General features: G+C 71.4%; 25 protein-coding genes. 12 read left to right on the top strand and 13 right to left on the bottom strand.

Annotated elements, in window-relative coordinates; translation table 11 throughout:
• Positions 1–112: 112 nt before the first annotated feature.
• The 4 genes from ABZ444_RS36035 to ABZ444_RS36020 all read right to left on the bottom strand — a co-directional run bounded on the left by ABZ444_RS36035 (position 113) and on the right by ABZ444_RS36020 (position 3,059).
• Complete coding sequence (locus tag ABZ444_RS36035) at positions 113–688, bottom strand: DoxX family protein (RefSeq protein ID WP_358007052.1); 576 nt, start codon at positions 686–688, stop codon at positions 113–115.
• 320 nt (positions 689–1,008) lie between these two features.
• On the bottom strand, positions 1,009–1,377 hold the full coding sequence (locus tag ABZ444_RS36030; protein ID WP_358007049.1) for a VOC family protein: 369 nt from the start codon (positions 1,375–1,377) through the stop codon (positions 1,009–1,011).
• Positions 1,378–1,379: 2 nt separating this feature from the next.
• On the bottom strand, positions 1,380–1,757 hold the full coding sequence (locus ABZ444_RS36025; protein ID WP_357965914.1) for a VOC family protein: 378 nt from the start codon (positions 1,755–1,757) through the stop codon (positions 1,380–1,382).
• 201 nt (positions 1,758–1,958) lie between these two features.
• Positions 1,959–3,059 carry a S1 family peptidase gene (locus ABZ444_RS36020; RefSeq protein WP_358007046.1) on the bottom strand — a complete coding sequence of 367 codons (1,101 nt, stop codon included), beginning with the start codon at positions 3,057–3,059 and terminating at the stop codon, positions 1,959–1,961.
• A gap of 185 nt (positions 3,060–3,244) precedes the next feature.
• Here ABZ444_RS36020 and ABZ444_RS36015 point away from each other — a divergent pair, with 185 nt between their 5' ends.
• Entirely contained in the window at positions 3,245–3,760 is a 516-nt protein-coding gene (locus tag ABZ444_RS36015) for a hypothetical protein (protein WP_358007043.1), read from the top strand.
• Here ABZ444_RS36015 and ABZ444_RS36010 read toward each other — a convergent pair.
• Positions 3,717–4,874 carry an MFS transporter gene (locus ABZ444_RS36010; RefSeq protein WP_358007040.1) on the bottom strand — a complete coding sequence of 386 codons (1,158 nt, stop codon included), beginning with the start codon at positions 4,872–4,874 and terminating at the stop codon, positions 3,717–3,719. The genes ABZ444_RS36015 and ABZ444_RS36010 overlap by 44 nt on opposite strands.
• Before the next feature lie 161 nt (positions 4,875–5,035).
• On the bottom strand, positions 5,036–5,374 hold the full coding sequence (locus tag ABZ444_RS36005) for a helix-turn-helix domain-containing protein (protein ID WP_358007038.1): 339 nt from the start codon (positions 5,372–5,374) through the stop codon (positions 5,036–5,038).
• 79 nt (positions 5,375–5,453) lie between these two features.
• On the opposite strand from ABZ444_RS36005, the gene ABZ444_RS36000 reads away from it, so the two are divergent.
• Together ABZ444_RS36000 and ABZ444_RS35995 are read left to right on the top strand one after the other, a co-directional pair.
• Positions 5,454–6,032, top strand: a complete 579-nt coding sequence (locus tag ABZ444_RS36000) for an NAD(P)H-dependent oxidoreductase (protein ID WP_357965924.1) — start codon at positions 5,454–5,456, stop codon at positions 6,030–6,032.
• Positions 6,033–6,047: 15 nt separating this feature from the next.
• Positions 6,048–7,328, top strand: coding sequence for a TIGR04013 family B12-binding domain/radical SAM domain-containing protein (locus tag ABZ444_RS35995; protein ID WP_358007035.1), 1,281 nt, complete (start codon positions 6,048–6,050; stop codon positions 7,326–7,328).
• 33 nt (positions 7,329–7,361) lie between these two features.
• Here the strand turns inward: ABZ444_RS35995 and ABZ444_RS35990 are convergent, their stop codons facing one another.
• Positions 7,362–7,592: a hypothetical protein gene (locus ABZ444_RS35990; RefSeq protein WP_352318077.1), complete on the bottom strand. Its 231-nt coding sequence runs from the start codon at positions 7,590–7,592 to the stop codon at positions 7,362–7,364.
• Between the two features lie 44 nt (positions 7,593–7,636).
• Positions 7,637–8,146, bottom strand: coding sequence for a VOC family protein (locus ABZ444_RS35985; RefSeq protein WP_358007032.1), 510 nt, complete (start codon positions 8,144–8,146; stop codon positions 7,637–7,639).
• Between the two features lie 63 nt (positions 8,147–8,209).
• Between ABZ444_RS35985 and ABZ444_RS35980 the strand changes: the two genes are divergently transcribed.
• The 6 genes from ABZ444_RS35980 to ABZ444_RS35955 all read left to right on the top strand — a co-directional run bounded on the left by ABZ444_RS35980 (position 8,210) and on the right by ABZ444_RS35955 (position 14,531).
• On the top strand, positions 8,210–8,659 hold the full coding sequence (locus tag ABZ444_RS35980) for a MarR family transcriptional regulator (RefSeq protein ID WP_358007029.1): 450 nt from the start codon (positions 8,210–8,212) through the stop codon (positions 8,657–8,659).
• Between the two features lie 95 nt (positions 8,660–8,754).
• Positions 8,755–8,943 (top strand): hypothetical protein, encoded by a 189-nt coding sequence (locus ABZ444_RS35975; protein ID WP_357965933.1) that lies wholly within the window; start codon positions 8,755–8,757, stop codon positions 8,941–8,943.
• Between the two features lie 86 nt (positions 8,944–9,029).
• On the top strand, positions 9,030–10,502 hold the full coding sequence (locus ABZ444_RS35970) for an FGGY family carbohydrate kinase (protein ID WP_358007026.1): 1,473 nt from the start codon (positions 9,030–9,032) through the stop codon (positions 10,500–10,502).
• A gap of 692 nt (positions 10,503–11,194) precedes the next feature.
• Positions 11,195–11,878, top strand: a complete 684-nt coding sequence (locus ABZ444_RS35965; protein WP_357965941.1) for a DUF998 domain-containing protein — start codon at positions 11,195–11,197, stop codon at positions 11,876–11,878.
• 56 nt (positions 11,879–11,934) lie between these two features.
• The gene (locus ABZ444_RS35960) at positions 11,935–14,160 is read left to right on the top strand and encodes a nitrate- and nitrite sensing domain-containing protein (RefSeq protein ID WP_358007024.1); all 2,226 of its coding nucleotides are present in this window, start codon (positions 11,935–11,937) and stop codon (positions 14,158–14,160) included.
• On the top strand, positions 14,157–14,531 hold the full coding sequence (locus tag ABZ444_RS35955) for a DUF742 domain-containing protein (protein WP_358007021.1): 375 nt from the start codon (positions 14,157–14,159) through the stop codon (positions 14,529–14,531). Before ABZ444_RS35960 ends, ABZ444_RS35955 begins: the two co-directional genes overlap by 4 nt.
• 48 nt (positions 14,532–14,579) lie before the next feature.
• Here ABZ444_RS35955 and ABZ444_RS35950 read toward each other — a convergent pair whose 3' ends face one another.
• The 5 genes from ABZ444_RS35950 to ABZ444_RS35930 all read right to left on the bottom strand — a co-directional run bounded on the left by ABZ444_RS35950 (position 14,580) and on the right by ABZ444_RS35930 (position 19,767).
• A complete protein-coding gene (locus tag ABZ444_RS35950; RefSeq protein WP_358007018.1) occupies positions 14,580–15,152 on the bottom strand; it encodes an ATP/GTP-binding protein in 573 nt (190 codons plus the stop codon).
• Positions 15,133–15,495 carry a DUF742 domain-containing protein gene (locus ABZ444_RS35945; protein WP_358007015.1) on the bottom strand — a complete coding sequence of 121 codons (363 nt, stop codon included), beginning with the start codon at positions 15,493–15,495 and terminating at the stop codon, positions 15,133–15,135. The genes ABZ444_RS35950 and ABZ444_RS35945 overlap by 20 nt, the downstream gene beginning before the upstream one ends.
• The gene (locus tag ABZ444_RS35940) at positions 15,492–15,899 is read right to left on the bottom strand and encodes a roadblock/LC7 domain-containing protein (RefSeq protein WP_352318060.1); all 408 of its coding nucleotides are present in this window, start codon (positions 15,897–15,899) and stop codon (positions 15,492–15,494) included. The genes ABZ444_RS35945 and ABZ444_RS35940 overlap by 4 nt, the downstream gene beginning before the upstream one ends.
• On the bottom strand, positions 15,896–18,007 hold the full coding sequence (locus ABZ444_RS35935) for a nitrate- and nitrite sensing domain-containing protein (protein ID WP_358007012.1): 2,112 nt from the start codon (positions 18,005–18,007) through the stop codon (positions 15,896–15,898). Before ABZ444_RS35935 ends, ABZ444_RS35940 begins: the two co-directional genes overlap by 4 nt.
• A gap of 371 nt (positions 18,008–18,378) precedes the next feature.
• On the bottom strand, positions 18,379–19,767 hold the full coding sequence (locus ABZ444_RS35930) for a hypothetical protein (protein ID WP_358007009.1): 1,389 nt from the start codon (positions 19,765–19,767) through the stop codon (positions 18,379–18,381).
• Between the two features lie 182 nt (positions 19,768–19,949).
• Here ABZ444_RS35930 and ABZ444_RS35925 point away from each other — a divergent pair, with 182 nt between their 5' ends.
• From ABZ444_RS35925 to ABZ444_RS35915, 3 genes are all read left to right on the top strand, one after another.
• The gene (locus tag ABZ444_RS35925) at positions 19,950–20,174 is read left to right on the top strand and encodes a hypothetical protein (RefSeq protein WP_358007006.1); all 225 of its coding nucleotides are present in this window, start codon (positions 19,950–19,952) and stop codon (positions 20,172–20,174) included.
• 10 nt (positions 20,175–20,184) lie between these two features.
• Entirely contained in the window at positions 20,185–21,672 is a 1,488-nt protein-coding gene (locus ABZ444_RS35920; RefSeq protein WP_358007003.1) for an SPFH domain-containing protein, read from the top strand.
• A gap of 107 nt (positions 21,673–21,779) precedes the next feature.
• On the top strand, positions 21,780–22,427 hold the full coding sequence (locus ABZ444_RS35915; RefSeq protein WP_357965963.1) for a hypothetical protein: 648 nt from the start codon (positions 21,780–21,782) through the stop codon (positions 22,425–22,427).
• The last annotated feature ends 3 nt before the right edge of the window (positions 22,428–22,430 follow it).

Below are 22,430 nucleotides of genomic sequence, written 5' to 3'. Positions count from 1 at the left end.
GGCCGAGCCTGTCCAAGCCGTCCCCTTCCGGGTTGAGGACGGTCACGGCTCCGGCGCCGGTGGTGCGGTGCGGCGAGTCGCGCCCGGGGCCCTCGATGTACCAGGGCAGTGATCAGAACTGGGCGTTGGTCATCGTGTACCACGTCGGAGCGAACGTCAGCAGGGCCAGCGCGACCAGGACGGCGAGCGCGCCGAGTGCGCGTGGGGTGGTGATGGGCGCGGGGGAGACGGGGCGCAGCTTCCAGCGTCCGGCCGTGACGAAGGCCGCGACGCCTCCCAGGAGGATGTTGGCGGGAACCAGTTCGTACTCGCCGCGCACGATGTGGAAGCCGGCCGCGAGGATCATCGTCAGCGTCAGGCCGGCGGCGGCGAGCGGCGCCAGCATCGGCTTGACCTTCGTCATCGTCGGCAGGATCAGGCCGATGCCGCCGAGCACCTCGACGATCCCGATGAAGACGATCAGGGACTGTGGCACCGCCGCGTACCAGGCCACAGCCCGGGGTGCCGCCGCGTACAGGACGTCGTCGTACAGCAGCACCTTGCCGAAGCCGCTGCCGGCGAAGAAGAAGCCCCACAACGCTTGGAGTGACCAGAGTGCGCCGTTGAGGGTGAACCTCAGTCCGCGTGCCTTGGGCTGCTGCTCGACGTCCGTGATGCTGAGGAGGTTCTCGCTGACGTGGTGGCTCATGTCCTGTCACTGCCTTTCTGATCGGACTCGCCGGGGCTTCGTGCCTTCGTCAGTACGTCGTGGTGATCGGTGCGTGCTGACGGGGCTTATCCGAGCATGGAAGCGAGGTCGTGCGCATCGTCCGTGGGACAGGGTGGGACACGCGAGAGGCGGTCTGGCTGCGGAAACGTGAGTTTCACCGCGACCGCGGGATGGGACGGTTCCCGCGGTGCCGGGCAGTGAGTGTCCTGGATCGGGTGTTCGTGAGGCTCGGTGGTGCGGGCGCCGCAGGGTGGGGAAGGTGTTCCTGCGGCGCCGAACCGCGGCCCGGCTCCCGGGCGTCAGTCCTGGAGGACCGAGAGGACGTTGCCCGCCGGGTCGGTGAACCAGGCGATCAGGGGGCCGCCGCCGCGGAAGATGCCCTTTTCGTCGGTCTTCAGGTGGTCGTAGCGCTGGAACTGCACGCCGCGGGCCGCCAGGGCGTCGACGGCCTGCTCGATGTCCTCGACCGGGAAGTTGAGGATGGTGAAGGTCGCGGGGACGTGGTCGGGTTTGGGGTAGACCAGGATGTCGGTGCCGCCGGTGATGTGCAGGGTCAGCAGGCCGTTCGACTCCGACACCTCCAGCCCCAGGGTGTCGCCGTAGAACGCCTTCGCGGCGGTCAGATCGTCGACGGAGAATCCGCTGAACGCCTTCGTCTTGCCGAACATCGTCACATCGCCTTCCGGTGTTCCTCGCTGAGCTGGATGATCTGGACGTAGTTGCCGTCGGGGTCGATCGCCGTGGCGAACAGGCTGCCCTCGCGGTCCTCGAGCTCGGCCAGCCAGGACACGCCCGCCTCCTCCATCCGGGCGGCGATCGCGCGCGCGTCGGGGACGTCGAAGTTGAGTATCACCCGTCCGGGCTCGGGATTCTTGTCCGCCACGTCGGCCCGGGTGTCGATGATCAGGTGAAAGTCGCCGAACGTCAGCACGCCGTAATGGGTGACGTCGGTGTCGGACTCGGGGTCGAGCACGGTGGCGTACCAGGCGCGTAGTCGTGCCGGGTCGGTGCTGGCCAGGAGCAGGCTGTTCAAAATGGGGCGCGTCATCGTTGCCTCCCGGTGGTCGGTGCGGCGGAGGGGATCCGCTTTCGGGAGGGCAGACTCGACCGGGCGTGGGAACTCATCGGTGGCGCGCGAACGGATTTCCTGAAGGTGCCGGGCGAACGGATTTCCCTCAAGGTGCCGGGCGAACGGATTTCCTCAAGGTGCCGGGCGTCCCTGGAGGGCGGGTGGCCCTGGAAGAGAGGGTCAGGCGGTGCGGAGGGTCAGGCCGTACGCGCTGAGGATCTCGTTGACGGGCTGGTAGTACGTCGTGCCGCCGGTGCTGCAGTTGCCGGAGCCGCCCGAGGTCACGCCCTGGGCCTGGCCGCCCGAGATGAACGGTCCGCCGGAGTCGCCGGGTTCGGCGCACACGTTGGTGCGGGTCAGGCCGTACACGGTGCCCTGGGCGTAGGTGATGGTGGCGTTGTGCTGCTGGACGGTGCCGCAGTGCCAGCCGGTGGTCGGCCCGGCACGGCAGACGGACGCGCCCACCGTCGACTGGACCGAGCCGCGTACGGTCACCAGCGTGCCGCCGGGGCCGCGGACGTACGGCTGCGCGGTGTACCCGGGGGTGGCGACCCACGCGTAGTCGTTGCCCGGGAAGGACGAGCCCTGGAAGGTGCCGGCTGGTGACTTGACCAGGTCGCCGGTGTGCCCGCAGTGTCCCGCGGTGACGAAGCCCGGGACGCTGCCCTTGGTGACCGAGAAGCCGATCGTGCAGCGCATCGAGCCGACGTAGAAGGGGTCGCCGCCGATGATGTCGGCGTACGTGCGGGGGAGCTCGGCGGCCGGCGCCACCACGACGGCCGCACTGCGCGCCGCCGCCACCAGGGCCTCGGCGACAGGGGCCGCCGTGGCCGGTGATCTGGGCGGGGAGGGGACCTGGAGGACGACCCGGTTCGCGCGGACGTCGGCGTACCAGAGGGCGGGGCCCGTCCGGATGCGGCGGGCGGCCTGGTCCAGGCGGCGGACGACGGCGTCCAGCTCCGACAGCGAGTGCCGCACGACGACAGGGCGCGCCCCCCGGGCCGAGATGGCGGCGGTCCGATCGGGGTCGGTGGTGGCGACGACGAGGGCGGAGGCGTCCTCGGTCAGCCACGACCCGCCGTAGGAGTCACCCAGCGAGGTGGCCAGTTCGGCCTCCAGGGCGGCGGCATGCCGCTCGTTCGCCAGCCGGGTGACCACTGCGGGCTCCGAGAGGCCGAGGTCGCGCGAGAGCGCCTCGATCACGGGGTCGGACGCCGCGTGGGCGGGAGTGGCCAGGCAAGCGGCCACCAGGGTGATGCCTGCCACTGCACAGCGAAACATGCCGCCGCTCCTCGATGGGGGGTTCTGTCACGGTAACGGCTGACAGCCAAATGAGGAGATACCAAATATTTCCTATTAAGGCGATATGCCCGTCTTTCCGGCCATCGGCCACAAATGGAGATTTTTCGACCTAAAGTTGTAACTGGTGGTATGTCGGTATCGTATTGGGCCTGGAGGTGTTCTCTATGGGTAATGGTGCTCGTCATTTCGCCGGGGCCGCGGTGGGGGTCGCCGCGATCCCGTTGATCGCGGCCGGTCTCCTGTACGGAGCCCGCGCGACCACGTCCGTCCTCGACTGGACGACGACGGCGGCGCTGGCGGGGACCGCGGTCCTCATCGGAGTCCTGGCCGGTTCCCGGATTTCCCCGGTCGCCTCGCTGCTGCCCGGCCTGGCTTTCACGGCCCTGGCCGGGGCGACGGTCGTGCGGGCCGCCACGGGAGGCGACCGGAGAATGGGATTCGACCTGGTGCCCGCCGATTATCTGGACGCGTACGCGGCATTACTGAATACCTGGTCGTTGGTGATCGGCGGCATTCTGCTGACCGCTTCGGTGTTCCCGTCCCGGTGGCGGGCGCGCCGGGGCGGGGCGGCTCCGGAGAAGGAGGGGGAGGAGCCGCCGCCGCTGCCCAAGCGCGTCCCGTTCGCGTCGAAGAGGATCACATCGGCGCGACCCGCTCCTGGGCCAGCCACAGGGCGATGACCACGTAAGGCAGGACCAGGAGGGCGAACGTCGTGCCGTGGGACAGGAACGGCGATCCTGCGCCGTAGGCCGTGTAGACGGCCAGGGTGACCACGTTCGTCCCGAGCCCGGCCACCGACGTCACGGTGGCCCGCTGGCCGCCCGAGACACGTTCCTGCAGTCGCGTGTCGGCCACCACGCCGGCCATCTGGAACGCCCCGAATGCGCCGGCGACCAGCAGGAACCCGCCCGGATGCGGAACCAGCGCGCCCGCCGCCATGGCCAGCGCCGCCAGCGCCAGGACCAGCGCGAACGACCGCTCGCTCAGGCGGCGGGCGGGCCCCGCCAGCAGGCCGCCCGCCGCGGCCCCGACCCAGACGGCCAGGACGAGCAGCGGAACGGCAGTCCTGGACGCGCCGGTCTCGGCGGCCAGGAAGGGCACGTACTCCTCCAGCGCGCCCCAGATCGCCGTCACGACGGAGATCAGGACGATCGCTTCGAGCACGTTCCGATCGGTACGGGCCTCGGCCACACCGGCCCGCAGAACCGCGAGATACCGCTCATCCGAATCAGCGGACGCCGCTCGGGCAGGACGCCGCTCGGGCAGCGTCAGCGCGGTCGCCGCGCACAACAGGCAGGCCACCACGCTGGCCACCCCCACCGCCGGATAACCGCCGATCGCGAAGACCGGCGTGGCGAGGGCGATCGCCGACGCGGCGGCGGCGATGCCGATCGAGTGGGCCCGGCCCATGATGGCGGCGTACCGGCCCTGGAGGCCCCGGCGTTCGAGCTCCTCGTACGCGAGCGCCTCGAAGGCGCCCGAGACGAGCGCGCCCTCGGCCCCCCACAACACGAAGCCCAGCGCGAAGACCCAGTAGGACGGGAACAGCACCCACAACGCGAAGCCGGCGCCGGCCAGCAGCGGGCCGAGGAACAACAACAGTCGGCGGGACACCGCGTCGGCCCAGGCGCCGGAGGGGATCTCCAGCACCATGCCGGTCACGGACCAGATGACGAACAGCGAGGACGTCTCGGCCACCGAGAGCCCGGAATCGGTGAACAGCAGCGTGTACACCGGGTAGAGCAGGACGAACTCGCCGAGGAACGTGTAGACGTAGAGCTTGGGGACGAACATGCGGCCCTCTCGGAAGGGGCGGACAGGGACTCCGTCTGGTGCTCGGCACCTCGGAGGCCCGCGCGCGCTCCTGCCGCGTCGGCCGCTGGTGGTTCATCAATGTCGCCAGTGCATGCCCGGAGTCTAACCCCGGCCCGCCTCCCCGCGCTCGCCCGTACGCGCTAGGCGGACCTGGCCGGCTCCTCGGGCAGCGGGATCCACTTGTGCGCCCAGGTGACCAGCTCGTCGAGCACCGGGCGCAGCTCCTGGCCCATCTCCGTCAGGTGGTATTCGACCCGCACCGGCGACGTGGCCAGCACGCGCCGCTCGACGAGCCCGGCCGACTCCAGCTCGCGCAGCCGGCGGGCCAGCATCGTGTCGTTGATGCCCGGGATGGCCGCCTTGAGATCGGCGTAACGGTGGGCGCCCTTGAAGATCATGTGGATCACGGCTCCCGACCACCGGGCGCCGATCAGTTCGAGGGCCACGTGGAACCGGACGCAGACGGAATGGGGGCTCACGGGAGTGATCCTAGCATTTGCTAAGAAATGTTTAGTTACTCAATAATGTTGAGGTATCAACCACCTGAGGAGGAACCCCATGGACAAGCCGGTCCTGCAGATCATCGTCGCCAGCACCCGTCCCGGCCGCGCCGGGCGCGAGGTCGCCGAGTGGTTCAGGAGCCGGGCCGTCGCCGCCGGCCACTTCGACGTCGAGCTGGTCGACCTCGCCGAGGTGGGCCTGCCGTTCCTCGACGAGCCGAACCACCCCAAGCTCAAGCAGTACGTGAACGCCCACACCAAGGAGTGGAGCGCCACCGTCGACCGGGGCGACGCCTTCGTGTTCGTGACCCCCGAGTACAACCACAGCTTCACGGCCGTGCTGAAGAACGCCCTGGACTACCTGCACCACGAGTGGCAGCACAAGGCGGCGGGGTTCGTCAGCTATGGCGGGATCTCCGGCGGCACCCGGGCGGTGAACGGCCTGCGCCAGGTCGTCAGCACGCTGAAGATGATCCCCGTGGTCGAAGCCGTCAACATCCCCTTCTACCAGCAGTTCATCGCCGAGGACGGCACCGTGGCGCCCAACGACGTCATGATCGCCGCCGCCGACGCCATGCTCGCCGAGCTGGCCAAGCTCACCGGCGCGCTGCGTCCCATGCGGCTGGCCTCCGCCTGAGCTACGCTGCCGGTCGTGGCGCTGGCAGTGGATGTGGTGGTCCGTTACCGCAAGGCCGTGACGTACGGCGTGCACGCGGTGCTCGCCGCCCTGGAGACCTCGGGCGTGGAGCACCGGCAACTGCTGGGCGTCACCCCGGAGGAGACGGCGGCCCACATCGCGGCGAGCCGGGCCGACCGGGTGCTCGTGCTCTGGTCGTTCTACTCGCCCGATGCCGAGGCCATGGCCGCCGAGCTGGCCGCCGTCAGGTCGCTCGGCGACGGCCGGGGGCTGCACATCGCCGGCGGGGTGCACGCCACCGCCGAGCCGCAGCAGGTCATCGACGCCGGCTGGGACCTGGCCGCGATCGGCGAGGGCGAGTCCACGATCATCGCCCTGGTGGAGGCGCTGCGGCGGGACGAGCCGCTGACGACCGTGCCGGGCCTCGCGGTCAAGGACGGCGACGGCGTCGCGCTCAGGACGCGCCCGGCCCCGCAGCTCCCGCTCGACGCGTTCCCGTCGTTCCTGGGGCGCAAGGGGCCGATCGAGATCACCCGGGGATGCCGGTACACCTGCCGGTTCTGCCAGACGCCGTTCATGTTCGGCGGCCAGTTCCGCCACCGGTCGGTGGCGAGCGTGCGCGAGCACGTCGAGGGCATGGTCGAGCAGGGGGTGCGCGACGTGCGGTTCATCACGCCGACCTCGCTCTCCTACGGCTCGCCGGGCCCCGATCCCGATCTCGGCGCGGTGGAGGAGCTGCTGGCCGGGGTCAAGGAGGAGCTGCCGCCGCACGGCCGGGTGTTCTTCGGCAGCTTCCCCTCCGAGGTGCGGCCCGAGCACGTCACGCCCGAGGCCATGCGGCTGCTCAAGCGGTACGTCGCCAACGACAACCTGATCATCGGCGCCCAGTCGGGGTCCGACCGGGTGCTGGCCGCCTCGGGGCGGGGGCACGGCACCTCGCCCGTGCGCGACGCCGTCAGGATCGCCGTCGAGCACGGCTTCAGGCCGAATGTCGACTTCATCTTCGGCATGCCGGGGGAGTCGGAGGAGGACCAGCGCCAGTCGCTCGCGCTGGCCGGCGACCTGGCCGAGCTGGGCGCCCGCATCCACACGCACACGTTCATGCCGCTGCCCGGCACGCCCTGGCGGGACGCCGAGCCCGCGTTCATCCCGCTCACGACCATGCGGGAGCTCGACCGGCTGGCCCAGCGCGGCGACGCGTACGGCCACTGGCGCCGGCAGGTCGAGCACTCGGCCCGGCTGGCCGAGACGGCCAAGGCGTACCCGCGCCGCACCCGCCGCCGCAGAACGGACTGAAGTCCACGAAACGCCACGCGCGGAACGGGCCGGTCAGTCGTCGTCGGTGAGTCGTTCCAGCGCGCGGTTGATGGAGTCGCCCAGCGGCCGCAGAACCTCGGAGAGCGCCTCGGCCAGCGGCCTGAGGATCTCCGTCGCCTCGTCCAGCAGGTCGGGAGACTTGTGCTCGGGAGGCGCCCAGCGCATGGCGTCCGCGCTCAGCGTCTCCCATTCGTCCACGACGCCGTCGATGGCGTCGAGGACGTGATCCGGATCGTTTGGCATGACCCTCTCCGGAACAAATCGGTCGGATACCTGCCACGGTACCTTCAGGCCGGGATCGACACCCCTACCCCGCCCCGGGTCTGCGCGCCGTACCGCTCCTTGTCGGCGGCCAGGTCGAGCGGGCGGATGGCGGACCGGGCGGCCAGGGTCTCGTCCGTGATCAGCGAGGCGGGCACGAGCCAGGAGACCTCGAACTCCAGCCCGTCGGGGTCCTTGGCGTACAGCGCCTTGGTCGTCCCGTGGTCGGAGGCACCGACGAGGGAGCCGAGCTCGCTCAGGGTGACCGCGATGCGCTCCAGCTCGTCGAGCGTGTCGACCTCCCACGCCAGGTGGTAGAGCCCGACGGCGGTGCGTCCGGCGGGCGAGGGGCCGGCGCCCGCGCCGATCTCGAACAGCCCGAGGTCGTGGTCGTTGCTGGAGCCTGGGGCCTGGAGGAACGCGGCGCCGCGCATGCCCATGACCACCTCGAATCCGAGCGCCTCCCGGTAGAAGGCCACGCTGCGCTCCACGTCACGGACGTAGAGGACCGCGTGATTGAGCCTGTGGACCGGCATGGTCGTCCCCTTTCACCTGGTTCTCCCGGTCAGAGTATATGAGAGTTCAACTAAAATGAGAGGGTGACCCGATGGCTGGATCCGGACGAGCAGCAGACCTGGCGTGACTTCCTGGCCGCCGGTCAGCTCATCAACGAGGCGCTGGACCGGCAGCTCCAGCGCGAGGCGGGCATGCCGCACACCTATTACATGATCCTGGTGGCCCTGTCGGAGGCGCCGGGCCGGTCGATGCGCATGAGCGAGCTGGCCGCCAGGGCCCAGAGCTCCCAGAGCCGCCTGTCGCACGCCGTCGCCCGCCTGGAGGAGCGCGGCTGGGTGCGCCGTGAGCGCTGCCCGGCCGACGGCAGGGGCAACGTCGCCGTCCTGACGGACGAGGGGTTCGCCACGCTGGCCGCCGCCGCCCCCGGCCACGTCGAGGAGGTGCGCCGGAGCCTGTTCGACGTCCTCACCCCCGAGCAGGTCCGCGAGCTCGGTGCGATCTGCTCGGCCGTGCGGGGCGCGCTGGAACGGTAGAACGCCCGGCCGTGCGGGACACGCTGGAGCGGTAGCGAGCGAACTGTCACGGCCAGGCCGTAGCCTCTCCCGGTAGCCGAATGAGGGGATTGCCGATGCACCACACCGAAGAGGCACTGTTCCGGACGGTCCACGGCATCGCCGGGTTGATGGCGGGCCAGCCCGTGCCCGTCGTCATGGAGGCGTTGCTGCGCCACCTGCCCAAGGCTCCAGGTCTCGAGGTGGCGGAGATCCGCAAGATCGCGGAGGAGATCAGCGTCGGCCGCGACCCCTCGGGGCTGTGAATCACCCAGAATTGCCCATGAATGTGGCTTCCGGGCGGGGATACCATCTCAACCATCTCGCGCTGGAGCACGCATAAGGAGTTCGGGTGACGCTGGTCGCTGGGGTTGATTCCTCCACGCAGAGCTGCAAGGTCGTCATTCGCGAGGCCGAGACGGGCGCGCTGGTCAGGCAGGGCCGCGCAGCCCATCCGGCCGGCACCGAGATCCACCCCTCCCACTGGTGGACCGCGCTGCTGCGGGCCGTCGAGGAGGCCGGCGGGCTCGCCGACGTCGCCGTCGTGAGCGTGGCCGGGCAGCAGCACGGCATGGTCTGCCTCGACGAGGCGGGCGAGGTCGTGCGCGACGCCCTGCTCTGGAACGACACCCGCTCCGCCCGGGCCGCCGCCGACCTGGTGGCGGAGCTGGGCGGGCCGGGGGCCTGGGCCGACGCGGTCGGCTCGGTGCCCGTCGCCGCGTTCACCGTGGCCAAGCTGCGGTGGCTGGCCGAGCACGAGCCGGACAACGCCCGCCGCACGGCGGCGGTCTGCCTGCCGCACGACTGGCTGACCTGGCGGCTGGCGGGCGCGCTCGCCCGCGGCGGCGGCTCCGGTCTCGGTAAGGGCTCCGGTACGGGCGGCGGCTCCGGGCCGGGCGCCGATCTCGCGGCCTGGCAGGACGCGCCCCCGCCGCCGCTCGACCTGCTCACCACCGACCGGGGCGACGCCTCGGGCACCGGCTACTGGTCCCCGGCCACCGGCGCCTACCGCACCGACCTGCTCAAGGCGGCCTTCGGCGCCGTCCCGCTGCTGCCCCGGGTGCTGGGGCCCACTGACCGCGCGGGCGACCCGGCGTCGGCCGGGCCGCTGCTCGCGCCGGGCACCGGCGACAACATGGCGGCCGCCCTCGGCGTCGGGGCCGGGCCGGGTGACGTGGTGGTCTCGCTCGGCACGTCCGGGACGGTGTTCGCGGTCGCGGAGACGCCGAGCGCCGACCCCACCGGCGCCGTGGCCGGGTTCGCCGACGCCACCGGGCGTTTCCTGCCGCTGGTGTGCACGCTGAACGCCGCCAGGGTCCTCGACGCCGCCGCCGGGCTGGCCGGGGTCGGCCTCGACGAGCTGAGCGACCTCGCGCTCCGGGCCCCGGCGGGGGCCGGCGGGCTGACGCTGGTGCCGTACCTGGAGGGGGAGCGCACCCCCAACCGGCCCACCGCGACCGGCTCCGTCCTCGGGCTCACGCTGGCCACCTCTACCCCGGCCCACCTGGCCCGCGCGGCCGTCGAGGGCATGCTGTGCGGCCTCGCCGACGCCCTCGACGCGCTCGGCACCCGGCCGGAGCGGGTGCTGCTGATCGGCGGCGCGGCCCGCTCGGAGGCCGTACGCCGCGTCGCGCCGACCGTCTTCGGCGTGCCGATCGCGGTGCCGCCGCCCGGCGAGTACGTCGCCGACGGCGCCGCCCGCCAGGCCGCCGCCCTCCTCACGACCCCCGACTGGCGGACCGAGGACACCGAGACCTACGACGCCCCGGCCGTCCCGGATATCCGCGCCCGCTATGCCAGGGCCACGTCCCACGTGCTCGACTGAGGGCTCTGGTTATTGGGTGAAAAAAGCCTCGCGGTGGACAAGTCATTAGAAATCCGATGCGTGTCGGAGTTGCTGGTCGCGGACGTGTGAAGCGATGCTGCGATCAGCGTGATACCTGGAATCATGGGTGTCCTTCCCGCGAGAAACGGAGAGATCCGTGGCCCTCACTCTCAAAGCAACGGGCCTTTCGGCGGCGGGTGGGAAACCCTCGTCGAAGGCACCGGCGACGAGACGGGCACCGCGTTCGGCTACAGCGGCACCCCCTTCGACTGGTTCTCCGTCGGCGAGACCGGCGGGACCTACGCACTTCAGTGGCGTATATCGATTTCAGGACGCAGGCGGAAATTGGCAGCGCATCGGGGAACACACCGCGTCCTGCGCGGTCACGGACGACACCGTTTTTCGAGTGGCTCGGGATATGAGCGTATTTCAATACGATGGATTCGATGATTCCTGGACGCCCGTCGGCCGTCCCGACCGCGTGTTCTCCCTCTTCGCCGCCTCCGACTGAGGGACACCGTCCACCCCGGGGTACGCGGAGGGGGACTCAGGGGCGGACTCAGGGACGGCTCGGGGGTGCCACCGGATGTGGCGACACGCCTGGGGGCGCGAGAGTTGGGCACATGACCGCAGTGCCGAACAGCAGAGTGAGAGTCGCGAGAGCGCCCTGGAGCGCGAGCCTGAGGGCCCTCATGACCCCGGCGAGGCTCTACCCCCTGATCGCCTGTGCATCGATCGTGTTCTCGGTGGTCGCGATCCTGGTCGGCCACTTCGGGCCCGACCCCTACCTCGACCCCATGAACGTGACCATCAGCGAGTACGCCGTGACCGACCGCGGGGGCGTCACGGAGGTCGCGATGGCGGTGCTCGGGATCGGGTCGCTCGCCCTGCTGGCCGCGCTGCGGAGGATGGGGGCGCCGATCCGGGGGTTGCCGGAGAAGCTGCTCATGGTGTGGGCGGCGGCGCTGGTCGTGGTGGCGGTCATCCCGACCGTCCCCCTCGGCCTCGATCTCGACCTCGCGGCCCAGGTTCACCGGTACGTGTCGATCGCGGCGTTCGTGAGCCTGCCGGCCGCCGGGGCCCTGCTGGTGCCCAGGCTGACCGCGGACGCCCACTGGAAGCCCGTCGCGCGGGCCGTGGAGTGGGTGGCGCTGGCGGGCGGGTTCGGGCTGCTGGCGATCACGTACGTGGCCCTGCCGGGGGAGCGGGTCATGATCGGCCTGGTCGAGCGGCTGCTGCTGGGCGCCGAGGTGTCGTTGCTCGGCCTGCTGGCGGCGTGGGCGCTGTGGCTGACGTGGTCGCCGGCCCGCGCCCCGAAGCACCCAGTAGACGCAAATTTCCCGACATATCACAGATTTATCGCTAGTCGATCTTAATCTCGTCTGTTTCGATGCTATTCTCTCCCGCGATCTTCTATGCGGGAGCAGGTGTCATGGCATCGGGCAGATCCATCCGATTCAAGATCTCGACGCTGCTCGTCATCCCCTTGATCTCCCTGATCGCGCTCTGGGGCTTCGCCGCGAGCACGACCACGGGTGAGGCGCTGAACCTCTTCAAGATCGATGCGATCTGGGGGAGTGTGATCAACAACGCCGACGACCTGGTCTCCAGCCTCCAGGTCGAACGCCTGGCCTCCGCCGAACGCCTCGCCGGCACGGCGACCGAGCAGGGGGCCCTGACCAAGGCCCGCGCCAAGGTGGACGCCGCCAGGAAGACCCTGCGCGAGCAGGGCCTGTCGGAGGACGCCCAGGCGGCGATGAGCGACGACATGAAGAAGCAGTTCCAGGTCGTGCTGGACACCGTCGACCGGCTGCCGGAGGTCAGGCGCAAGGTCGACGAGCGCAGGCTCACCCCCGGCAACCTGGTCACCGAGTACGCCAAGGTCTCCGACGAGGTCCACCTGCTCTACTCCAGGCTGACCGTCAGCACCGACCTCGAACTGTCCGTCCAGGCCCATGGCCTGATCGCGGCCGACGAGGTGCGCGAGCTGCTCAGCCGCGAGAACGCCCTGGTCGTCGCCTCCAACGGCCGTCCATCGATGCACGACGTGCACCTGCTGGCCGGCATCGACGGCACCCGCACGTTCCTGTTCCCGAAGGCGCTGGCCAACCTCGACACCGAGCTGCGGGCGCCGTTCGAGAAGCTGTTCTACTCCTCCAGGTACATCACCATGGAGAGCCTCCTGAGGAGCTTCGTCGCCGGCCAGCCGGCCGACATGGACCTCTGGCGCGGCATCGCCGACCAGGTGCTCAAGGACTACAGCGAGGCCGTCTGGGACACCGGGGACAAGCTGCTGGGCCGGATGCAGCCGGCCGGCGTGGTCATCGTGGTCAGGGCCGCGATCGCGGGCGCGCTGGGGCTCATCGCGGTGGCCTTCTCGATCTTCATCTCCGTCCGGGTGGGCCGCAGGATCACCAGGGAGCTGGCCACCCTCCGCCGTACGGCGCTGGACCTGGCCGAGGTCAGGCTGCCCGACGTGGTGACGAAGCTGCGTACCGGCGAGCGGGTGGACATCGAGGCCGAGGCGCCGCCGATCAAGGTCGGCGACAACGCCACCAGCGAGGTCGTCGACCTCGCCGCGGCCTTCGACAGCGTGCAGAGCACCGCCGTGGACGCCGCCGTCGAGCAGGCCAGGCTGCGCGAGGGCGTGGCCGAGGCGCTGCGGAACCTGGCCAGGCGCAGCCAGTCGCTGCTCCAGCGCCAGCTCAGGATGCTGGACGAGATGCAGCGCCAGACCGAGGAGCCCGAGGCCCTGGAGCGCCTGTTCCGGCTCGACCACCTGACCACCCGCATGCGCCGCCACGCCGAGGGCCTGGTGCTGCTCTCGGGCGGCACGGCGGGCCGCAGGTGGCGCGGCGTCATCCCGGTCGAGGACGTGCTGAGCGGCGCCGCCGCCCAGGTCGAGGAGTACACCCGGGTCCGGGTCTACCCGATGCCCGAGTGCGGCGTGTCCGGCTCGGCCGTGGCCGACCTCATGCACCTGTTCGCCGAGCTGATCGAGAACGCCACGTCGTTCTCCTCGCCCGCCAACGAGGTCTCGGTGCGCGGCGAGATGGTCGGCAGGGGCTTCGCGGTCGAGATCGAGGACCGCGGCCTCGGCATGGACGAGGAGACCCGCAAGGCCATCAACGACCGGCTGGCCAGCCCGCCCGAGTTCGACCCCGCGCAGACCGAGCGGCTGGGGTTCGCGGTGGTCGGCATGCTGGCCGCCCGGCACGGCATCAAGGTGACGCTGAAGCTGTCCCCGTACGGCGGCACGACCGCCATCGTGCTCGTGCCGGGATCGCTGGTCGAGCCGATGGCGACGCCGGTGCGGTCGATGGAGTTCGAACCCGTGTCCGTCTCCGTCGTCCGGTCCGAGCGGCCGGTCGACGCGGGGGAGGCGACCGGGCCTGGCGAGCTGCCGCGCCGGGTGCGCACGAGCAAGCGCGCGGGACCCGCGCCGGGCCCGGAGCAGGACCTGCCGCGCCGCGAACGGCAGACGGGCCTGCCGCAGCGGCAGCGGCTCAGGCAGGCGCCCCTGGCCGCGCCGACGCCCCCGGCGCCCGTGGCCGACGAGCGTTCTCCTGAGGAGACCAGGGCGCTGCTCTCCTCACTCCAGTCCGGATGGCAGCGGGGGCGGCAGGAAAGCGACCAGGATGGGGGTTCCCGAGCGTGAGCGGCGAGCACGAGTGGGTTGACGAGGAGGCCGGGCCCGTCGTCCGGCCGTACGCCGTGGCGCGGGGGCGCACCAGGCCCTCGTCCCCGGCCCTCGATCTGCTGGCGACCGTCGTCTCGACGGGACGGCCCGCGCCGGCCAAGGCCGAGCTGAGCGGCCAGCACCGGCGGCTGATGAGCTGCCTGTCCGGTCACTCCAGGCCCGTCGCCGAGGTCGCCTCGGAGCTCGGGCTGCCCGTGGGCGTGATCCGGGTGCTGCTCGGCGACCTGCTGGAGTACGACCTGATCGACGTGCGCCCGCCGCGCGACAAGACCGCCACCCCGACGGAGAGCCTGCTCCGCGAGGTGATCAGCGGGCTGCGCGCGCTCTAGCCCGGCGGCGGGCCGCGCGCGCCCGGGGTCCGCGGCGGGCCGCGCGTCCTAGTTGGCGGCGGTGAGCGTCCGCAGGGAGTGCTCGACCAGGGTGATCATCACTTCCTTGGCCGAGGCCCTGCGCCGCACGTCGCACAGCATCACGGGCACGTCGTCGTCGAGGTCGAGCGCGATGCGCACGTCGTCCACGCTGTGCTGGGACGCGCCCTCGAAGCAGTTGACGGCCACCACGAACGGCGTGCCGCGCTGCTCGAAGTAGTCCACCGACGGGAAGCAGTCGGTCAGCCGCCGGGTGTCGGCGATCACGACCGCGCCCAGCGCGCCGTAGGACAGCTCGTCCCACATGAACCAGAACCGTTCCTGGCCGGGGGTGCCGAACAGGTAGACGACCAGTCCGTCGCGGATCGTGATGCGGCCGAAGTCCATCGCCACGGTGGTGGTCGTCTTGGCCTCCACGCCGTCGAGGTCGTCGACCCCGATCCCGCGGTCGGAGAGCACCTCTTCCGTGCGCAGCGGCTTGATCTCGCTGATCGACCCGACCAGGGTGGTCTTGCCGACGCCGAACCCGCCCGCGATGAGGATCTTCAGCGCGACGGGGTCCTCAGAGAGCACGGAGTCCATTGATCACTTCCTTGAGAATGCGCTCATTCGAACGCGACCCCGTTGCCGAGGGCGACGTCACCGAGATGAGGCCGTGGTCACGCATGTCGCCGAGCAGCACCCGGACGACGCCTACGGGCAGGTCGAGCTCGACGGCCAGGTCGGCCACCGAGATCGGGCTCCGCGCCGCCCGCAGGATGAGCTGCTGTTCCGGACCGTGGTCGTCCGCCTGGTCGGCGAGCGCACGCACGGACGCGACGAGGTCGAAGGCGTCTCCCGACGAGCGCGTCCGGCCTCGGATGAGGGCGAAGGGCCGGACGACGGGCCCGGCCTCCTCGTCGTACCAGCGGGGGGCGTCGGTCATGCCGTTCCCGCGCGCGGGTTGGTGGTGATGTGCTGGCCCACCCGCTTGACCAGCATCGCCATCTCGTACGCGATGTGCCCGACGTCGACGTTCGCCTCGGCGATCACGGCCAGGCAGGTGCCCTGGCCGGCCGCGGTGACGAACAGGAACGCGCTCTCCATCTCCACGATGGTCTGGCGCACGTCGCCGCCGCCGAAATGGCGCCCGGTGCCGCGGGCCAGGCTCTGGAAGCCCGCGGCCACGGCCGACAGGTGCTCGGCGTCCTCGCGGGTCAATCCCTTGGAGTACCCGACGGCCAGGCCGTCGGTGGAAAGGATGACCGCCTGGCGGACGGCGGCGACCCGGCCTGCCAGGTCGTCCAGCAGCCAGTTCAGCTCACCGGTGTTGGTGGTTTGCGCAGTCATGCGTCCCCCTTGCTCATGGGCTCCTCCTCGGAGGCTTCTTCTCGGGCACGTTGGGTTCCCCGCTGGAACGCGGAGAACAGATCGCGTACCTCGTCGGGAGAGCGTTCGGCCTGCGGCTCCGGCTCCGGCGGTTCTTCCTGGAGCTGCGGCGCCAGGTTCGCCTGGCGCACGCGCCTGGGCAGTCCTGCGTGGGTGCCCGAGGTGACCACCGCGAGGGCCTTCTTCGTACGGCTCGGCAGCTCCGCAGGCAGGCCGTCGTCGTCGCCGGCGGTCAGCGCGGCCTGCTCGGTCACCAGCGAGCGCGGCACGAGCACGATGGCCGCGGTGCCGCCGTAGGGCGAGCGGCGGAGCTGGACCTTGACGCCGTGGCGTTCGGCCAGCCTGGCCACCACGAACAGGCCCAGCCGGTCGCTGTCGGCCAGGTCGAACTCGGGCGGCGCGGCCAGCAGCTGGTTGATCGCGGCGTACTCGACGGCCGACAGCCCGAGCCCCTTGTCCTCGATCTCGACGGCGTAGCCGTTGCTGACCACGTCGCCGCGGATCTGGACCACGGTGTCCGGCGGTGAATAGATGGTGGCGTTCTCGATCAGCTCGGCCACGAGATGCGTGAGGTCGGCCGCGGACCCGCCGTCGAACGCGCTGACCGGCATGGCCTCGACGTTGACCCTCGTGTAGTCCTCGACCTCGGCGACCGCGGCCCGGACGATGTCGATCACGGGCACCGGCCTGCGCCAGGCCCGCGCGGGGGGCGCCCCCGACAGGATCATCAGGCTCTCGGCGTGCCGCCGCATGCGGGTGGTCAGGTGGTCGAGGCGGAAGAGCTCCTCCAGCCGGTCGGGGTCGTGCGTGCGGCGCTGCATGCCGTCGAGCAGCCCGAGCTGCCGGTGCAGCAGGCCCTGCTTGCGCCTGGCGAGGTTGAGGAAGACCTGCCCGACCCCGCGGCGCAGCGCGGCCTGCCCGACGGCCGCCGTCACCGCCGTGCGCTGCACGGACGCGAAGGCCCGGCCCACGTCGGTGATCTCCGCCGATCCGCTCACCCTGATGGCCCTGGCCTCCTTCCGCACGTCCACGTCCTCGCCCTTGCGCAGCCTGTCCACGACGTCGGGCAGGCGCACCTCCGCCAGCTCGATCGCGGCGGTACGCAGCCCGTACAGCTCGCCCGCCAGGCGGCGACCGAAGCGTACAGAGATGATGATCGACGCGAGCACGGCTATCAACCCGAGGCCGCCCGCGACGGCGATCTCGACGACCGTGCCGGTCGCGGCCCGCGAGGTCCGGCCGGCCAGCGCCTCGGCGGCGGCGGCGCTGTCGCGGTCCAGTTCGGTGGTGAGCCGGTCCACCGCGCTCCTCCACGCCTCGGCGTCGGCGGGCGGCGTCCCGGTCTTGACGATCCTGGACTCCAGCGAGGAGAAGGTCAGGAACGGCTGGGACGCGAACACCTGCTCGAACGGCCTGCGCAGCGGCACGTCGAGCCCGGCCAGCCCGCGGGCGTGCAGGAACTTCCTGGAGGCCGCGTACTCGGTGAAGGCCGCCCGCTCGGGCTCGGTCAGCCGCTTGTCCACCAGCGCGCCGACGATGAGGGCGTGCTCCCTGGCGATGTACTCCCGGGCGCTGCCCATGGCGTGCAGGGAGGTGGCCTGCTGGAAGACGGTCAGGTCGGAGACGGAGATCAGGTGGTCGTAGAGGGCGAAGACGCTGTCGAGCACCTTGTTGTAGGCGTCCAGGCCGGCCAGGCGGGAGCTGATGCCGCCGTCGATGTCGGCGCGGATGGTGCCGAGCCGGTCGAGGTGGGCGGTCAGGGCTTCGAGCGGCATCCGCAGGTCGTCGCCGATCGCGTCGCCCGCCTCGGTGACGGCGTGCTCGAAGTCGGCCGCCGCCTTGTCCGTACGGGCCCGCTGCGCGCCCAGGGCCTCGGTGAGTTCACGGGTAGTGAGCGCCTCGGCGGAGCGCACCCGTTCGACCTGGAGCTGTACGCCCAGGTCGGTGGAGGTGACGCCGAGTGTTTCGTAGAGCGTGTCGGCCCGGAGGAGTGACTGTGCGTCGCCCATGGTCAGGTTGAGGACGAAACCCCACAGCGCGCTGAGAGACAGGAGGGGTAGCAGCAGCAATAAAAAGATCTTGAACCGAATTGACCGGTTTCGCGAGCCCATGTCCCAACCTCGAGTCGGGGGCATTTCCACACCTTGTGTAAATACACCTCCGGAAGATCGCACAGGAGACTAGCACCGTTTATGGTTCCGGCGCAGTGGGAGGAACAGGATGATTACCGTGATTATTGGGGCATGATCTCGTTCTCCCGGCGGGCCGCGCGCAGCACCCGCCAGAGCCACCCCAGCGCGACCAGCGGGATCACGATGCGTCCGGCCCAGTTCACCGGCGTGTACACGTCCCGGTCTCGACGAGCCGCGCCGGCGACAGGCCGTCGGCGGTGAACAGGGCGTTGAAGGCGTAGCCGGAGCTCTCGAACGCGGCCAGGGCCTCACGCGGTGAGCTCGCGCACGGCCCGGTGCGCGGCCACCACGGCCGCGTCGCCGCCGGCCGCCGGTTCGGTGTCCGACCCGGCGATGGCGATGCGTCCGAACCGCCTGCGGGCGACGTCGGCGGGGAAGGGGCCGTCGGGGTAGAAGGGGTGCCAGGGCCTGCAGTACGCCACCGGCCGCCCGTGCCCCCAGCGGTGGACGGTGACCGCCTCGACGCCGGCCCGGGGGCCCAGCAGCCGGGCCACCTGGTCGCGCACGCCCTCCGCCAGCCGGTCGTACGGCGTCGCCATCATCTCCCGCCGGCCCGCCGCCGCCCCCGCCACGGGCCCCAGCTCCGACCGGCACGGCGTGGCCAGCAGGCGCAACCCCTCGGGCGCGGGCTCGCTCAGGCACCAGAACGCGCCCGTCCAGCGGGTGCGCCCGATCCGCGCCCGGCCGCCGCTCAGCCGCACGCTCGCCTCCAGGACCGGCAGCCGGGCCGCCTGGCCCAACGCCCGCCGCTGCTGCTCGGGCAGGTCGGGCACCAGGTGCGGCACGACCGCGCTCCAGCAGGCCATGATCACCGACTCGGCCCCGACGGTCCTGACCCGATGCCCGTCGAAGTACGCGACCACCACGGACGCGTCCCCGTGCCGTACCGAGACCACCGGGCTGGACGGCCGCAACACCGCCCGCGCGGCCCCGAGCGGGCTCCCGGTCGCGGGCCCGGCCGCCGAGGCGTACCGCGAGGGCTTGTCGAGCCCCAGGCCGCCGAACCCCGGGTAGCCGGCGGCCCAGGCGTCCACCGCCCCGAGCGCCCGGCCGTCGTAGGCCCGTTCGGCGCACGGCAGCGTCCGGCAGAACCGTTCCGCGTCGGGATGCACGCCGCAGACCTCCAGCAGGAACCGGGAGTAGGTCAGCCCGGCCAGGCGCTCCTGCTTGTCCTCCCGCGACAGCCCGGGGAACCAGTCGGGCGGGTCGTCGTGCAGCATGCGCAGGTCGCCGACGGCCCCCGCGGCGAGCGGCAGCTCCTCCAGCCGGCCGGCCGGGACCAGCGTGTCGGCGCCGAAGCTCTCCTTGTCGCACATCACGCGTACGGCCGGGCGCGCGCCGAACCCCGCCGGGCCGCCGTGCTCGCCGGGGTCGCGGTTGTCCAGGACGAGCACGCGGGCCCCCGGCTCCCGGCGCAGCCACTCCTCCGCCGCGCTGAGACCGCTGCGCCCGCCGCCCACCACCACGAGGTCGTAGCTCTCGCCGGTGGGCTCGGGCGGCCCCGCGTGCCGCCAGAAGCGGCCGTCGCGCAGCGCGTGCGGCACGGCGACCGCCTGTGCGGTGTCCCCGCGCAGCCCGCCGGCCGGTTCCGCGGCATTGACGACGGCCTTCGCCGCCGAACATCCCAGAGCGCTCACCGCAATCCCGTCGAACAAGTCACGGCGGGAAATGGGCACATCCATCCCGCGGTCGCGTGGATTCCTGCTCATGAGGGCGATCATCGGCACTTCGGCCAAAAGCCTCACAGGGGCGCGCAGCGGTTCGAGAAACATTTTGCGTGGCCTATTACCGCGAATGCCCGTTTGGAGTAGCGTCCGGAATGGAAGCGAGCGGGGGGAGCGCGGTGGTCGGCAAGCAGGGCAGGGTCACCGGAAAGATCGGCCCAGGGCTCGTCGGCGAGGTCATGATCCCGGTCAGGGGCGGGGTGGAGGCCTTCTACGCCCACCCCAACCTGCCGGACGAGGAGTTCGGCCTCGGCGCCATCGTCGTCGTGGTGGAGTACTTCCCCCCGCGGACGGTTTACGTGGCCAGAGCACTCGTCTAGGGAGGGCCCGATGTCCCCCGAGTTCTTCATCGTCGCCGGAGCCGCGGTCGTCGCGGTCGTCATCGTGATTCTGCTGTTCAAGGCCGTCTGGCGGGTCGCCGAGCCCAACGAGGCGCTGATCATCTCCGGTCTGGGGGCGCGTCGCCGGGGCGAGGGCGTCGACAGCCTGGGCTTCAAGATCATCACAGGCAAGGGCACGGCCGTGCTCCCCGGCTTCCAGGCCGCCCGGCGGCTGCGCCTGGACACCAGGGCGGCCAATCTCCAGGTCTCCTGCGTCACCCAGCAGGGCATCCCCGTGCACATCCGCGGCGTGGTCATCTACAAGGTCGGCGACGACCTGTCCTCGATCGCCAACGCCGCCCGCCGCTTCCTCGACCAGCAGGACTTCATGACCAGCGCGATCCACGAGCTGTTCACCGGGCACCTGCGCTCGATCATCGGCAACCTCACCATCGAGGACCTGATACTCAACCGCGAGCGCCTGACCAGCGAGACCAGGGCCTCGGCCGCCGACGAGATGAGCAAGCTCGGGCTGATCGTCGACTCGCTGCAGATCCAGGAGATCGACGACGAGACCGGCTACATCGCCAACCTCGGCAAGCCGCACGCCGCCAGGGTCGCCGCCGTCGCCCGCATCGCCCAGGCCCAGCGCGACCAGGAGGCCACCGAGGCCGAGCAGATCGCCGCCGCCAACAAGGCCGCCGCCCAGCGCGACGCGCAGCTCAAGCGGGCCGCCTACCAGGCCGAGATCGACCGGGCACAGGCCACGACCCGGCAGGCGGGGCCGCTGTCGGAGGCCAGTGCCCGGCAGGAGGTCGTCGTCCAGGAGACCAGGGCGGCCGAGCTGGAGGCCCAGCTCGCCGAGCAGCGGCTCCAGTCGCAGGTGCGCAAGCCCGCCGACGCCAAGGCGTACGAGACCGTCACGCTCGCGCAGGCCGACCGGGACGCCCGGATCGCGCAGGCCCAGGCCGAGGCCCAGGAGACCGAGCTGCGCGCCGGGGCCCAGGCGAGCCAGGTCAAGCTGGCCGCCGCCGCCGAGGCCGAGTCCGTACGGCTGCGCGGCGAGGCGGCCGGCGCGGCCACCAAGATCGCGGGCGAGGCGGAGGCCCAGGCCGCCCAGGCGCGCGGGCTGGCCGAGGCGCAGGCGGCCAGGGCGCTGGGCCTGGCCGAGGCCGAGGCGATCAGGGCGCGGGCCGAGGCGCTGAAGGAGAACCAGGAGGCGGTCATCGCCCAGCAGCTCGCCGAGCGCTGGCCGGAGGTCGTCGAGGCGGGCGCGAAGGCGTTCGGGAACGTGGACCACATGGTGGTGCTGAACGGCGCCCAGGGCGTGGAGGAGCTTCTGGCCAAGGCGCTCACGCTCGGCGGCACCGGGATCGGCCTGGCCAGGGCGCTGCTCAACGGCGGAAGCCGGAACGGCGCCGAACCCGAAGCCCCTCGCGAACCCGAAATCCCTCGCCAGCCCGAAATTCCTCGTGAACCCCCCGAATTCCGCGAATAGCGACGTTACTCGGCTCCTTACTCGCCCCTTCCTCTAGCGTTTTCGAAAAAGCCGCTAGAGCAAGGGGAGAATTCGTGCTTAAGGCTATTTCGGGGGTATGTCTGAGCATGATGGTCGTCGCCGGATGTTCCGCCGGCGAGGCCGGGAACCAGGCCGCCGGGTCGGCGCAGCCCGCCGCGTCCTCCTCGGCGGTGGAGGCGGCCCGGCTGCGCGCCGCCCTGCTGCCCGTGCCCAAGGGCATGCGCATCGCGTACGGGCCGGAGATGGGGGCGTTCGGCTCGCTCAAGTCCACCCAGGAGGGGCTGGCCGCCATCCAGCAGGCCAAGCTGGAACGTCCGGAGTGCGCCGGGGCCGCACAACTCGACGCGGCCAAGCCGGAGGTCGCCCGGGCGCCCGCCGCCGTGATCGCCTTCTCCGCCGCGCGCGGCTCGATCACGCAGGCCGTCGTGTCGATGCCGTCGGCGTCCATGCCGGCGCCGCTGCCGCCGCAGTGCGCCCTGTACAAGGCCACCGTCGAGGGCGCGGACGTCACCTACCGCACCGCCAAGCTGGCCATGCCGGCCAGGGGCGACGAGTCGCGGGCGTACCTGACGACGGCCACCGGCGGCGACAAGCACGCCCAGATCGGGTCGGTGGTGATCAGGCGGGCCCACCTGATCATGAGCATGCTCGTCGTCGGCGAGAAGGTGAAGGCGGCCGGCCTGTACGAGCTCGCCCGCCTGGCCGACCAGAACCTGGCCCGCGTCACCCGCTGAGGC

Source organism: Nonomuraea sp. NPDC005730 (genome assembly GCF_040630865.1).
GTDB lineage: Bacteria > Actinomycetota > Actinomycetes > Streptosporangiales > Streptosporangiaceae > Nonomuraea.
This window is presented reverse-complemented; position numbering and strand designations above follow the sequence as displayed.